The 12,890-nt window shown below is 70.7% G+C and carries 12 protein-coding genes; 6 read left to right on the forward strand and 6 right to left on the reverse strand.

The annotated features are described in order from the left end of the window. Positions 1–27 precede the first annotated feature (27 nt). A complete protein-coding gene (gene lon, locus AB0F72_RS22470) occupies positions 28–2,280 on the reverse strand; it encodes an endopeptidase La (protein ID WP_360434843.1) in 2,253 nt (750 codons plus the stop codon). Positions 2,281–2,537: 257 nt separating this feature from the next. Between lon and AB0F72_RS22475 the strand changes: the two genes are divergently transcribed. Further along, positions 2,538–3,083 (forward strand): hypothetical protein, encoded by a 546-nt coding sequence (locus AB0F72_RS22475; protein ID WP_360434577.1) that lies wholly within the window; start codon positions 2,538–2,540, stop codon positions 3,081–3,083. Positions 3,084–3,225: 142 nt separating this feature from the next. On the opposite strand, the gene AB0F72_RS22480 is transcribed toward AB0F72_RS22475, so the two are convergent. Beyond that, entirely contained in the window at positions 3,226–3,840 is a 615-nt protein-coding gene (locus AB0F72_RS22480) for a hypothetical protein (protein WP_360434580.1), read from the reverse strand. Positions 3,841–4,133: 293 nt separating this feature from the next. Here AB0F72_RS22480 and AB0F72_RS22485 point away from each other — a divergent pair, with 293 nt between their 5' ends. Beyond that, positions 4,134–4,430 carry a hypothetical protein gene (locus AB0F72_RS22485; protein WP_360434583.1) on the forward strand — a complete coding sequence of 99 codons (297 nt, stop codon included), beginning with the start codon at positions 4,134–4,136 and terminating at the stop codon, positions 4,428–4,430. 42 nt (positions 4,431–4,472) lie between these two features. Here the strand turns inward: AB0F72_RS22485 and AB0F72_RS22490 are convergent, their stop codons facing one another. After that, the gene (locus tag AB0F72_RS22490) at positions 4,473–5,318 is read right to left on the reverse strand and encodes a helix-turn-helix transcriptional regulator (RefSeq protein ID WP_360434587.1); all 846 of its coding nucleotides are present in this window, start codon (positions 5,316–5,318) and stop codon (positions 4,473–4,475) included. Positions 5,319–5,422: 104 nt separating this feature from the next. Here AB0F72_RS22490 and AB0F72_RS22495 point away from each other — a divergent pair, with 104 nt between their 5' ends. Further along, positions 5,423–6,127: an SDR family oxidoreductase gene (locus AB0F72_RS22495; protein WP_360434590.1), complete on the forward strand. Its 705-nt coding sequence runs from the start codon at positions 5,423–5,425 to the stop codon at positions 6,125–6,127. Positions 6,128–6,371: 244 nt separating this feature from the next. Next, a complete protein-coding gene (locus AB0F72_RS22500) occupies positions 6,372–7,607 on the forward strand; it encodes an Ig-like domain-containing protein (RefSeq protein ID WP_360434593.1) in 1,236 nt (411 codons plus the stop codon). 13 nt (positions 7,608–7,620) lie between these two features. Here the strand turns inward: AB0F72_RS22500 and AB0F72_RS22505 are convergent, their stop codons facing one another. Next, positions 7,621–7,890, reverse strand: a complete 270-nt coding sequence (locus tag AB0F72_RS22505; RefSeq protein ID WP_360434596.1) for a DUF2277 domain-containing protein — start codon at positions 7,888–7,890, stop codon at positions 7,621–7,623. Between the two features lie 103 nt (positions 7,891–7,993). On the opposite strand from AB0F72_RS22505, the gene AB0F72_RS22510 reads away from it, so the two are divergent. Together AB0F72_RS22510 and AB0F72_RS22515 are read left to right on the forward strand one after the other, a co-directional pair. Then, positions 7,994–9,481, forward strand: coding sequence for a GGDEF domain-containing protein (locus AB0F72_RS22510; RefSeq protein ID WP_360434599.1), 1,488 nt, complete (start codon positions 7,994–7,996; stop codon positions 9,479–9,481). A gap of 10 nt (positions 9,482–9,491) precedes the next feature. After that, positions 9,492–9,881, forward strand: coding sequence for a DUF1992 domain-containing protein (locus tag AB0F72_RS22515; protein WP_360434602.1), 390 nt, complete (start codon positions 9,492–9,494; stop codon positions 9,879–9,881). A 214-nt stretch (positions 9,882–10,095) separates the two neighbouring features. On the opposite strand, the gene AB0F72_RS22520 is transcribed toward AB0F72_RS22515, so the two are convergent. After that, the gene (locus AB0F72_RS22520) at positions 10,096–11,808 is read right to left on the reverse strand and encodes a DUF6114 domain-containing protein (RefSeq protein WP_360434605.1); all 1,713 of its coding nucleotides are present in this window, start codon (positions 11,806–11,808) and stop codon (positions 10,096–10,098) included. Positions 11,809–11,911: 103 nt separating this feature from the next. After that, complete coding sequence (locus AB0F72_RS22525; RefSeq protein WP_360434608.1) at positions 11,912–12,520, reverse strand: DUF6230 family protein; 609 nt, start codon at positions 12,518–12,520, stop codon at positions 11,912–11,914. Between the last annotated feature and the right edge of the window lie 370 nt (positions 12,521–12,890).

The following is a 12,890-nucleotide window of genomic DNA, read 5'->3' on the forward strand; positions in this document are numbered from 1 at the left end:
CGACAGCAGCGCCGGCCCGTCATCCGGTCAGACGGTGGCGGCCGCCCCCACGGACACGTCGTCCAGAGCGGTGCTCAGGATCTCCCGGACGTCCGAGACGATGTGCACGGTCAGCGCATCGAGCACGTCGGCGGGGACGTCGTCCAGGTCGGGCTCGTTGCGCTGCGGCAGGTACACCTCGGTGAGCCCGGCCCGCTGCGCGGCGAGCAGCTTCTGCTTCACGCCGCCGATCGGCAGGACCCGGCCGGTCAGCGAGACCTCGCCGGTCATCCCGACCTCGGCGCGCACGGTGCGGCCGAGCAGCAGCGAGACGAGCGCGGTGGTCATCGTGACGCCCGCCGACGGCCCGTCCTTGGGCACGGCGCCCGCGGGCACGTGCAGGTGGATCGGGTGGTCGAGCTGCTCCGGCGAGATGCCGAGCTCGCCGGCGTGCGCCCGGACGTAGGAGAGCGCGATCTGGGCGGACTCCTTCATCACGTCGCCGAGCTGCCCGGTGACCGAGAGGCCGCCCTTGTCGCCGGGCAGCAGGGACGCCTCGATGTAGAGGACGTCGCCGCCCATGCCGGTGACAGCCAGACCGGTGGCCACGCCGGGGACGGCGGTGCGCTCGGCCGCGTCGGGCGTGAACCGCGGCCGTCCGATCAGATCCTTGAGGTCGGCGGCCTCCACGGTGGCGGGCAGGGCGCCCAGGGCCGCCTTGCGCAGTGCCTTGGCGAGGAGGCGTTCGAAGGAACGTACCCCTGCCTCTCGGGTGTAATTGGCGGCGATCTCGCGCAGAGCGTCCTCGGTGACCGTCACCTCGCCGGGGGAGAGCGCGGCCCGTTCGATCTGGCGGGGCAGGAGGAAGTCCCGGGCGATGGCGACCTTGTCGTTCTCGGTGTAGCCGTCGATCGTGATCAGCTCCATCCGGTCGAACAGCGCCTGCGGGATCGTCTCCAGCGTGTTCGCGGTCGCGATGAAGAGCACGTCCGACAGGTCGAGGTCCAGGTCCAGGTAGTGGTCGCGGAACGTGTGGTTCTGCGCCGGGTCCAGCACCTCCAGCAGCGCCGCGGCCGGGTCGCCGCGGTAGTCGCTGCCGACCTTGTCGACCTCGTCCAGCAGGACGACCGGGTTCATCGTGCCCGCCTCCCGGATGGCGCGCACGATGCGGCCGGGCAGCGCGCCGACGTAGGTCCGGCGGTGGCCGCGGATCTCGGCCTCGTCGCGCACCCCGCCCAGGGCGACCCGGACGAACTTGCGGCCCAGGGTCTTCGCGACCGACTCGCCGAGCGAGGTCTTGCCGACACCGGGCGGGCCGGCCAGCAGGATCACCGCGCCCGATCCCCGCCCGCCGACGGTCGCCAGGCCGCGCGACTCGCGGCGGGCGCGGACGCCGAGGTACTCGACGATCCGCTCCTTGACCTCGTCCAGGCCGTGGTGGTCGGTGTCGAGCACCGCGCGGGCGGCCTCGAGGTCCGTGCTGTCGGTGGTGCGGACGGCCCAGGGCAGGTCCAGCACGGTGTCCAGCCAGCTGCGGATCCACCCGGCCTCGGGGTTCTGGTCGCCGGCGCGCTCGAGCTTCTCCACCTCGCGCAGCGCCGCCTCCCGGACCGCGTCGGGAAGGTCGGCCGCCTCCACCCGCGCGCGGTAGTCGTCCTTGTCGCCGGCCTCGCCCTCGCCGAGCTCCTTGCGGATCGCCTTGAGCTGCTCGCGCAGCAGGTACTCGCGGTTGCGCTTCTCGACCGACTCGCGGACGTCGTGCTCGATCTTCTCGCTGACCTCGGACTCGGCGAGGAAGTCACGGGTCCAGTCGATCAGCAGCCGCAGCCGGGCCTCGACGTCCGGGGTCTCCAGCAGCTCCCGCTTGCGGTCGCTGGACAGGTACGGCGCCCATCCCGCGGTGTCGGCCAGGTCGCCGGGGTCGTCGATGGCGCTGACCGACTCGATGACCTGCCAGGCCTCCCGGCGCTGGAGCACCGAGACGACCAGCTTCTTGTAGTCGGCGGCCAGCTCGCGAGCGGCCGCGCTCGGCGTGCTCGGCGTAACGGGCTCGGCCTCGACCCAGAGCGCCGCGCCGGGGCCGGTCACGCCGCTGCCGATGCGGGCCCGGACACCGGTACGGAGGACGGCGGCGGGAGTGCCGCCGCGGAACTTGCCGACCTGCTCGACGGTTGCCACCACGCCGTACGAGGCGTAACGGTCCTCGAGCCGCGGGGCGATCAGCAGCTCGGAGCCGGCCGAGGTGCGCGCGGCGTCCACCGCGGCCCGGGCCTTCTCATCCAGCTCGATCGGCGCCGCCATGCCCGGGAGCAGGACGATGTCGTCGAGGAACAGAACGGGGAGTCGTTTGCTGGTCACCGGGAACCTCCGAGGAGTTGAGTACGGTCGGCTCAACCATGGCGGCGTCCCGGATCTTCCGCCGTTCACTGCGAGCGAACATCGGGCTGTCATCCGCCGCGTCCTCACCCGCGCCGGATGAAGACGCCAGGGGTCGGCGCCAGCACCATCGGAGGTCGGGCGTCCGACGCCCGGACTGTCGAGTGGAGGAGCGGATTCCTATGGCCATCGGTCCCGTCCAGTTGCTGGTACTGGGCTTCAAGCACCCGAATTTCCACGGCGAGATCATCGCCGAGCTCGAGCGGCTGAAGCAGAGCGACACCGTACGGGTGATCGATGCCCTCGCGGTCTACAAGACCCCCGACGGCGAGCTGGAGGCCGAGCACCTGAGCAACCTCACCCGTGAGGAGGCCGTCGAGGTCGGCAGCAAGATCGGTGCCCTGATCGGGCTCGGCTTCGAGGGGGAGCAGGGCGCCGCGGCCGGCTTCGAGAAAGGCGGGCAACTGGCGGCCGAGGAGGGCGTCACGGTCTTCGACGACCCGCAGGCGTGGGACGTCCTCGCCGATATCCCGAACGATTCCGCCGCCGCACTGCTCCTGATCGAGCACCACTGGGCCGTGCCGCTGCGGGACGCGATCTTCCGGGCCGGCGGCTTCCGGGTCGCCGACGGCTTCATCAGCCCTCTCGACCTGGTCGGCATCGGCCTGATCGCGGCCGAGGAGGCCAAGGAGCTGCACGATCTGGAGACCGCTGGAAAGGCCGGCTGATCCGGCACCGAACATCCGGAGATCAGGAGGGAGGGGACATGTTCGCTACACGCAGGGTAGCCCGGCGCACGAGCCGGCGTACCGCACGCAGGGTGAGCCGCCGCCGCGGGTGACACATCCGTGCCGGCCGGCCGGGGCGCTGTCAGCTCTCGCGCGGGCGGCCGCCGAGGTTCCAGGCGGCCGGGCGCACGACGCCGTCGGCGTTCCGCACATCGGCGACCAGCAGGCCGGTGTCGGTGAGCTCGACCACGGAGGTCACGCTCCATCCGGCCGGTGCGGACAGCCGGGTGCGGGCGCCGTCGTCCCGCAGCGACAGCGCGCCGCCGCCGACGGACCCGGCGGTATGGCGGTACCCGGTGTCGAGATCCGGTGTGCCGCGCAGCGGCGTGCGGACGCCGTCCCGGCTCACCAGCTCGGTGTCGCCCTGGACTGGGATCTCCGGATCGACAGTGGTGACCGCCCACGGGCCGTCCGGGCCGACCGCTGTCACGGCGCTGGGATCCGCGCTGAGCAGCGTGCTGGAACGGCCGTCGAGCGACCAGCGGACCGCCCGCGTGGCGTCCAGGGTCACCGATCCGCCGGCTTCCCCGGCGTCGGTGAGGCCGTTCACGTGACCGGACGTCGCGCCGGCGGGGAGCGTGAGCCGCTGACGCCACCAGCCGGCCGGGACCGCCCGCACCCAGCGCTGCGGCAGCTCCACGGACGAGGGGGAGCCGTCCGGCACGGTGATCGTCTCGAGGACGTTGCCGGCCACCACGCCGGACGGGGACGTCCACCGCCCGTACCGATGTCTGCCGGTGTGGTCCGGCCGCCGGCACCGGCAGCAACTCGCCACGAACGGCGGGCGCGGCGGCCGTGGCCGGGGCGGCGGCGATCATGCCGAGGGCGCAGACCGCGACGGCAGGAGCCACGCTTTTATAGAGCAGCATCTATGCCTACCATGTGCCCGCTCTCATCCGCTGCGCATGATGCGGCCTTCTCGATGATCCCCGCATGCTGCTCGCATCACCGGGAGAACCGGGACACCGAGAGAGCCGGGACGGAGTGCAGATGGGTTGCCTGTTCGCCATCTTCGCGGGGATCTTCCCCAGGTTCGCCCTGTTCATCATCTGGCTGGTGCGGCCGAACTTCGTCGATGCCGCCTTCGACACCTGGATCTGGCCGCTGCTGGGCCTGATCTTCTTCCCGTTCGCGACGCTGCTCTACGTCATCTTCTACACGCCGGGTATCGGACTCGTCGGCTGGGAGTGGTTCTGGGTCGGTTTCGCCGCCCTGCTCGACCTGGCTCACCTGGCGAGCAGCTCGTACGCGAGCGCGCGCCGCCGCTCCATGTCCCGCGACTTCTGAGCCCCGCGACTTGCGAGTCCCGCGACTTGCGAGTCCCGCGGATCAGGAGTGCGCCAGGTCCTGAGTGCCGATCACGCTCAGCAACCGCAGCCGCCCCGCCGCGTCGCTGCCGCCCGCCGCCGAATAAGCGACGATCTTCACGTCGCTCCCCGGCGCCATCAGCACGTCGCAATCGACCACGAACGTGCCGGCCTCCGGATGGCGCACCGTCTTGCTGCTCGACCCGTGGACGCCGACCGCCCCGCTGTCCCAGAGCCGGGTGAAGTCCGCGCTCGCGTCCCGCAGGCCGGTGACCAGGTCCCGGAGGCCGGTGTCGGACGGGTACCGGGCGATCGCCGCCCGCAGGTCGGTCACCAGCGACACCCGGAACAGCGCGGTCTGCTCGGGCGTGCAGTGGATCCGGCTGGGCACGCCGGTGAACTCGCGCCAGGCGACGTTGCGCTCGCGCCCGGTCAGTGCGGAGAAGTCCCCGGTCAGGGCCGCGGCGAGGGGGTTGTACAGGATGATGTTCCACGCGGCGTCGCACACGGTGAGCGCCACCCCGTCGAGCTGGTCGATCAGGCGGCGGACGCCGGGCGGGATGTGCGCGGAGATCCGGCCCGGCCCGGGAGCGACCTGACCGGCCAGGACGTAGAGGTGCTCGCGCTCGGCCACGGTCAGCCGCAGCGCCCGGGCCAGCGCCGACAGCACCTGCGCGGACGGGGAGGTGGCCCGCCCCTGCTCCAGCCGCACGATGTAGTCCACCGAGAGGCCGGCCAGCTGCGCCAGTTCCTCGCGCCGCAGCCCGGCCGCCCGGCGGACGCCGGTGGCCGGGACGCCGGCCGACTGCGGTGTCGTGCGATCACGCCAGCCGCGCAGCGCCCTGCCGAGTTCCCGTGAGCCACTCATGTCGTCCAGTATCGCCGCGCCCGGCTCGAACAGCCTGGTACTGCCAGTCCACTGGCAGAGCCGGGCACTGTCTGTCGTCCGGCGCGGGCCGAAAGATGAATCGCATGACGATCACATTGATCACCGGAGCCAACAAGGGTCTCGGGTTCGAGACCGCCCGCCGCCTCGTCGACGCCGGGCACACCGTCTATGCCGCGGCGCGCGACGCCGAGCGGGGCCGGGTCGCCGCCGAGAAACTGGGCGCCCGGTTCGTCCGGCTCGACGTCACCGACGACGCGTCGGTCGCGGCCGCCGCCGAGCTCGTCCGGGCGGAGAGCGGCCACCTCGACGTCCTGATCAACAACGCCGGCATCGCCGGCGCGGGCAAGCTCGGCGAGCGGATCGGCGAGCTCACCGGAGACGACCTGCAGAAGACCTTCCAGACCAACACCTTCGGCCCGGTACGCGTGACGAACGCCTTCCTCCCGCTGCTGCTCCGCGGCGATTCCCCGGTCGTCGTCAACGTCAGCAGCGGCCTCGGATCGGTGGCCGTCGGCGCCGACCCGGACCGGATCGAGTCCCGGGTGGTCAACCTGGATTACAACGCGTCGAAGGCCGCCCTGGTCATGGTGACCGTGCAGTACGCCAAGGCGTTCCCGGCGATCCGCGTCAACGCGGTCGACCCCGGCTACACCGCCACCGATCTGAACGGGCACTCCGGGCCGCAGACGATCGAGGAGGGCGCGGAGATCCTGGTACGGATGGCGACGATCGGCGCGGACGGCCCGACCGGCGGCTTCTTCGACCGGCACGGGACGGTCGCCTGGTAACCGCGACCGGGGCGGCCGGCTGGAACCGCGACAGGGCGGGCCGCCCGGTGACCGCGGCGCACCGGCCGCCGGTGAGCGCCGGCACAGCCGGCGGCCGGTCTACCGGAAAGGATCTAGATCTGTCAAGATGACCCTCCTCCATGGTTGTGATCGACTCGGCAGGCAACGTTTTCGGGCCCGTCCGGCGTCTTGACAGAGAAGAGCCATGGATGGCGCCGGCCGGACCCCCGCGAATGTGAGAGCCATGATCAAGCGACGTAAGGTCATCATCGGCACGATGGGCGTGGCCGCTGCCGCCGCGGCCGCCGGGTGTTCCTCGCGCGGCAGCACGGCGGGCGCCGGCACCACCACGTGGGTCGAGCCGGTGGCGAACGTCGAGCAGCCGCCCGCCGCCGCGCCGGTCCGGCTGGGTGTCACGCCGGAGAGCGGCGCCACCGGGGTCTCGCCGCTGAAGCCGATCGTGGTCACGGTCCAGGACGGCACGCTGAAATCGGTCACCGTCACCGCCGTGAAGGCGAAGGTCGACGGCGGGATGCAGAGCGACGGGACCTGGAAGTCGACGGGCACCCTGGCCTACGGCAAGAAGTACAAGGTGACCGCCGAGGCCGCCGACAGCCTGGGCGTGACGACGACGAAGGAGTTCACCTTCACCACGCTGAAGCCGGAGGCCGTCGCGAAGGTGACGTTCCAGGCCAACGCGATGGTCGCGCTCCAGGAGGGCAAGACGTACGGCGTCGGCCAGCCGGTGATCGTCGCGTTCAGCCGCGCCGTCAACAAGGAGGCGGCGGAGAAGGCCATCGAGATCACCACCTCGCCGTCGGTGGAGGGCAAGTTCTACTGGAAGGACGACCGGACCGTCCACTGGCGTCCGGCGAAGTACTGGACCGCCGGCACCAGGATCACTGTCAGCGTCAACGCGTTCGGCCAGAAGCTGGGCAAGAAGACGTACGGGTCGAAGAACGTCTCGACCTCGTTCAAGATCGGCCGTGAGCTGATCGCGATCAGCGACAACCGGACCCACATGACCAAGGTCTACATCGACGGCAAGCTGGTCCGCACGATGAAGAGCAGCCTCGGCAAGGGCGGCGGGACCACCGGCGCGAACGGCCAGTACGTCAATTACTGGACGGCCGGCGGCCCGCACGTCGTGCTCGGCAAGAAGCGCCGGCACACGATGACCTCGGCCAGCTACGGCGTCACCGACAAGAACGACCCGAACTACTACGTGTCGGAGAACATCGAGTTCTGCACCCGGATCAGCTACTCCGGCGAGTACCTGCACGCCGCGCCCTGGAACGGTTCGCTGGGCCGGGCCAACCTGTCGCACGGGTGCATCAACCTCAGCACGGCGGACGCCAAGTGGGTCTACAACAACTTCATCCTCGGCGACATCGTCGACGTGAAGAACACCCCGCGCGAGCTGCCGATCTGGAACGGCCTCGGCGACTGGACGGTCTCCTTCGACAGGTACGGCCGCTGACCGCGCGCCCGGGTCAGGAGGCGTAGCGTTTCTCGGCCCGTGCGCGGGCCTTCGCCGCCTCCACCTCGCGGTCCTTCGGCGGCGCGGTGGTGACCAGCCCGTCGAGCAGCTCCGCGGTCGCTGCCATCACGGCGGCGACCGCTGTGTCGAAGACCTCCTGGTTGGCCTGCGACGGCCGGGTGGACCCGGCGATCTTGCGGACGTACTGCAGGGCCGCGGCGTGGATCTCGTCGGTCGTCGCGGGCGGCTCGAAGTTGTGCAACTGGTGGATGCTCCGGCACACGGTGTAGGCCTTCCTTCTCGCTGCGTGGTTCACGGGCTGATCACAGACCCCTGTCCATGTCATACTCGGCCCTTCTGCGGATCTCCACCAACATGGGGTGGCCATGCGACTGCGCATCGCGTTGCTGGCGGGCCTGGCAATGGCGACCGTCGTGCAGCTTCTGCACCCGTTCCTGCCCGCATCGGCCGGATTGGCGCTCTCCGATGTGCTGATCGCGGTGGCCAGCGGGTACGCCGCCGTCAACTATCGCAGCCGGGCCCGCGACACCAGCAACCCGCCGCGCATCCAGCTCGCCTTCGGATGCGGCGCGTCGGCCTGTGCCGCCTGGTCCGCCTCGAACGGGCTGTTCCTCCTGTCGGTCCTGGGAGTGTCCTGGGCCGCTTCTCCGGCGGTGGTGCTCTCCACTGTCGCCGCGGTGCTCGTACCCCTGTCAATCGTCCTTGCCGGTCCGCGCCTGCGCGGCATCGCCGCGGCGCGGTGGCTGATCGACCTGGCCGCGGTCTCCGGGGCCTTCTTCGCCCTGGTGGGCGAATTCATGCCGGTGATCGCGCCGGCCGCCGGGGGCGAGGCAGCCTTCGCCGGGGCCGCCTTCACCGGGTACGCCCTGACGATCGTCGTGGTCCTCGGATTCGGCGCGGCCGTGGCGCTGGTGACCCTCGCCGGCTCCGAACCCGGCCGGCGGGCGAGCGCCCAGCAACTCCTCGCGTTCGCCGCGCTGGTCCTGGCGGTGACGCTGCTGGTGTCGCTGCGCAACGACGTCGCGGGTCAGCCCTGGTACGCCAACGGGGTGGGCGCCGGGTACGTGCTCGGCGCGTTCGTGATGGCCGCCTCCAGCAAGCTGGCCGTCTCCCGGCCCGGCGCCGACGGCGTCGAGCGCCTGGTCTTCAGCCCGTGGGCGCTGCTGCCCTACATCCCGGTCGCCACCGCTGTCGGCGTCGCCGCCGGCCGCCAGCTGACCGACGGCGAGCTCGACCCCGTCCTGGTGTGGCTGCTGCTGAGCAGCTTCTCGCTGGTGCTGCTGCGCCAGTTCCTCACCCTGGTCACGGTCGGCCGGCTCACCGTCACCCTGGAGCAGCAGCGGGAGGCCCTCGCCTACCAGGCCCACCACGATCCGCACACCGGCCTGCTCAACCGGTCCGCCTTCGACAGCCGGGCCGCCGCCCGGCTCTCCGCCGGCTACCTGGAAGCCTGCGCGATCGTCATCGACCTGGACGGCTTCAAACCGGTCAACGACACGCTCGGGCACGCGGCCGGCGACGACGTGCTGGTCACGATCGCCCACCGGCTCACCGCCGAGCTGCGCGGCACCGACCTGGTCAGCCGGTGCGGCGGTGACGAGTTCGCGATCCTGCTGATCGACGCCGGCCCGCGCGCCGGCGTGCTCGCCGAACGGCTGCTGCGCCGGATCGCCCAGCCGATGATGATCCAGGGTCACCCGGTGAAGGTCAGCGCCAGCATCGGCGTCGCGGTGACCCGGCGCGGCGAGCGGGTCGGCATCAGCGAGCTGCTGCGCCAGGCGGACAGCGCCATGTACGCCGCGAAGGCGGCCGGCAAAAGCACGGTGAGCCGGCACGAGTCGTCCGCCGCCTAGCATGTGGTTCATGGTGCACTGGTACGAGTCGTCGATCGACCGGCAGCTGCGCGAGGCCACCGAACGCGGCGACTTCGAGAATCTCTCCGGGACCGGCAGACCCCTCCGGGGGTACGGCGAGGAGTACGACGAGGACTGGTGGGTCAAGGACTGGCTGCGCCGGGAGGGCGGCGGCGCCGCGGTCGTGCCGGCGAGCCTGGCCGTGCGCCGCGCGGCCGAGGACCTGCCCGAGGTGGTCGCCAGGCTGGGGTCCGAGGCGCTGGTCCGCGAACATGTGGCCGATCTGAACGAGCGCATCGACCGCTGCCGCCGCGGCCTGATCGACGGCCCGCCGGTGGTCCTGCCCCCGTTCGACCCCGACGAGGTGGTCTGCGCGTGGAGGGCGACCCGAGAGGGCTGAGGGTGCACGGCCGTGCCCCCGGGCGTCGGCGTCCGGTCCGGCTCAGCATGGACCAGAGCACACACAACGTCAGCGTGCATCCTCATCCATGCCAGAGCGCGGATGAAAACGCACGGACCGCTTCGGTGTGCTCTCGTACCCGCGAGCGCGAGTCTCGGTGTGCCGCCGCCCCCGCCGGTGGGCCGGGCGGGACTCGAACCTGCCGGCGTGAAGCCTAGGGAAGCTCGCTGATGCTGATCGGCTTCGCGGTCAGCACGTCGCACTGCACATACGCGAGGTCGATCGTCACGTCCGTGAACCACAGGATCGGCAGCGTCAGCGGCGGCGGCTGCTCGGGGCTGAACGTCACCGGGATCAGGCCGAACAGCTTGCCGGTGAACTTGGGGGAGTAGAACTCGACGTTCCCATCGGTGGTCAGCTCTCCGCTCTTGATCAGCGTGGTGGCGCCGTTCGGTTCGGCGATCTCCAGGCTGAACGGCTTGTTCACCGCCTTGTCCATGCTGAAGAAGAGCGACTTGATCGGCCCGTTCCGGGTGGGGACGTCGACCACGCCCTCGTAGGTCGAGTTGTACATGGTCAGCGACTTGGTCTTGAGGATGCCGGGCTTCGCCCCGGCCAGCGGGATCCCGTCCGCTTCGGCGACCAGGCCCTCCTGCCGGGCGCCGAGGCAGGGGATCTCCTCCGGCTTCCGGCTGGGCGCCGGCGACGCCGACGAGGGAGACGATTGCGAGGGTACGGCGGCAGTGGCCCCCGCCGACGACGGAGCAACCGATGACGGGGAAGCCGACGGCCGAGCAGCCGACGACGGGGCAGCCGAGGAGGGGGCGGGCGGGGCGGCGACCGACGGTGACGGCGCTGCCTGGCCGGGGTGGAAGATGTCGTTCAGCCCGTCGCCGATGTCCTCGAGGGCGTCGCCGATCCCGTCCAGGATCGGGATGCCGGTGTCGTTGTCGTCAGTGCCGGAGTCCCTGCCGGAGCCGGTGGCGGAGTCCGTGCCGGAGTCCGTGCTGTTCTCCGTGCCGGTCTTCGCGCCGGCCTTCGACGGGGACGGCTTGGCCGAAGCCGCACGGGAGGAGCTCTTCGCGGCGGAGGACGACGGCTTGGCCTTCGCCGTGGCGGCTGCGGAGGCCTTCGCGGCCTTCGAGGACGGCGACGGCGACGGCGTCGCCGTGATCGACGGCAGGCCTTCCGGGCACTGCGGAGCCGCGTCCGCAGGCAGGTTGCCTCCGGCCACCACGGCGGTGGCCAGGGCCAGCGGAGCGATCAGGATCAGCGCCTTACGAGACGCCGATCGATGCCCGGGCCGATCCGCCGGCTGGGGCGCCGGCTGGGGTTCCGGCCCCGGCGCTGACCGATGCGCCGAGGGATGCCCCGGCTCCTGGTCCGCAGGATCCGAGGCGGTGCCGGGTTCCATCCCCGGCACGATCGTCGGATCACTCACCACCGCCGGGAACTCCATGGTCGGCGGCCCACTGTCGTGCAGCGGCGTCTGGTGCAGCGGTGTCCCCTGCGGCGGGGTTCCGTGCGGTGAGGTCTCCTCCGGGCCGGCCTCTTCCGCCGCAGCGCTCGGCCGGGGCGGGCCCCACGCGATCGCCAGCGCCCCGCCGACGATCCCGAGCAGCATCCCGACGAACCACCCACCCAGGTTCAGCCCGATGAACGAGTAGAGAGCGGTGAGCGTGCCGACGACGCCGTAGAACAGCCGCTGCGCCGGGCTGAACCAGATCAGCAAGCCGCTGACCAGCAGCAGCACCGGGATCAGGTAGGACAGGAAACCCTGCGGCCCGATATGGATCTTGATGTTGTCGAGGGCCATGTTGGCGCTCAGGAACATCTCCAGCCCGGACAGGACCAGGAACAAGCCGGCCCAGAACGGCCGCTCGTGCCGCCACGTCCGGAACCGGCCCCACGCGTTCTCCGCCGTCACTCGATCCTCCGCACCACAGTCGAACAGCAAGCCACTCGAACGGCATCATGGGCCGGGCTCGTGGGTCGCGCCCCACGAGCCCGGATCAACTCGGATCACTTCGCTAGTAACACTCGTGCTTGCCGCTGACATGGAGCTTGAGGCTCATGCCGTTCAACGTGAAGGTCGAGGCCGAGGTGTAGTAGGCCTGCTGCCGCAGGTTGATGATCGTCACTTTCTTGGCCTGCTGGCCGAAGGCGCCGGGGTCACCCTTCGCCTCGTCCTGAGCCCGGTCCAGGGTCGCGGCGTCCAGGCCGATCTGGATCTCCTCGAACGTGGCGTCGCCGCCCAGCGAGGACATGCCGATCAGCAGGTTGCTCGCGGTGACCGGGTGCTCCGGGTCGTCGCCCGCCTCGATCCGCAGGGTCACCGGACCAACGGCCACCGACTGGCAGAGATCGTTGAGCGTCGCGCTCTCGATGCCCGACATCGCGGCCGTCGTGGTGCCGTCGCGGGTCTCGAGATCGCCGTTGTACTGGGTGAATCCCTCGCCCACCAGCTTGCTGGCGGACAGCTTGAACTGCTCGCCGGCGATGGTGAAGTTCGCGGCGAGTGCGCCCTCGGCGAGCGCGAGGACCAGGCCGCCGGCTACGACGGTCGGCACGCCCACCGCGACGGCGAACCGGCGCCAGTTGGTGCGCCCGAAAGCCTGCGCGCTTTGCGCATCCTTCACGGAACCTCCTTGGGATGGCTACCGGCCGTGACAGGCGAAAACTCCAGCGAATCTCGTCGATGCCGCAGCCGTAATGTGCCGGAAATGTTGCCGCTCTCGCGCGGCGACTACAAGAGCCCCGGCTACCAGTCAGTAACCCAAGTCACCGAGATCAACATGACGCTCGGTGATTCTCGCCACTTTCCTGTCCGACATTTACGACAAAATGATTCGGGCCGCCAAGTTACCCGTTACCCCCGGTACGCAATAGTCCGATTATTGCGAATCGATAACGAACCTGTGCGGATGCTGGGTGGTCGCCGATCTGTGCGGGTGGCTTAGGTCACGGCACCCCCCTGCCGATCGGACAGACATGAACGCTCGCGAGGAG

Source organism: Actinoplanes sp. NPDC023936 (assembly GCF_040639325.1).
Classification (GTDB): domain Bacteria; phylum Actinomycetota; class Actinomycetes; order Mycobacteriales; family Micromonosporaceae; genus Actinoplanes.

Excerpts from the sequence above, each read along its gene's own strand:
- lon (WP_360434843.1), bottom strand. The coding sequence starts at position 2,280 with ATGGCGGCGCCGATCGAGCTGGATGAGAAGGCCCGGGCCGCGGTGGAC.
- AB0F72_RS22475 (WP_360434577.1), top strand. The coding sequence starts at position 2,538 with ATGGCCATCGGTCCCGTCCAGTTGCTGGTACTGGGCTTCAAGCACCCG.
- AB0F72_RS22485 (WP_360434583.1), top strand. The coding sequence starts at position 4,134 with ATGGGTTGCCTGTTCGCCATCTTCGCGGGGATCTTCCCCAGGTTCGCC.
- AB0F72_RS22490 (WP_360434587.1), bottom strand. The coding sequence starts at position 5,318 with ATGAGTGGCTCACGGGAACTCGGCAGGGCGCTGCGCGGCTGGCGTGAT.
- AB0F72_RS22495 (WP_360434590.1), top strand. The coding sequence starts at position 5,423 with ATGACGATCACATTGATCACCGGAGCCAACAAGGGTCTCGGGTTCGAG.
- AB0F72_RS22500 (WP_360434593.1), top strand. The coding sequence starts at position 6,372 with ATGATCAAGCGACGTAAGGTCATCATCGGCACGATGGGCGTGGCCGCT.
- AB0F72_RS22510 (WP_360434599.1), top strand. The coding sequence starts at position 7,994 with ATGCGACTGCGCATCGCGTTGCTGGCGGGCCTGGCAATGGCGACCGTC.
- AB0F72_RS22515 (WP_360434602.1), top strand. The coding sequence starts at position 9,492 with ATGGTGCACTGGTACGAGTCGTCGATCGACCGGCAGCTGCGCGAGGCC.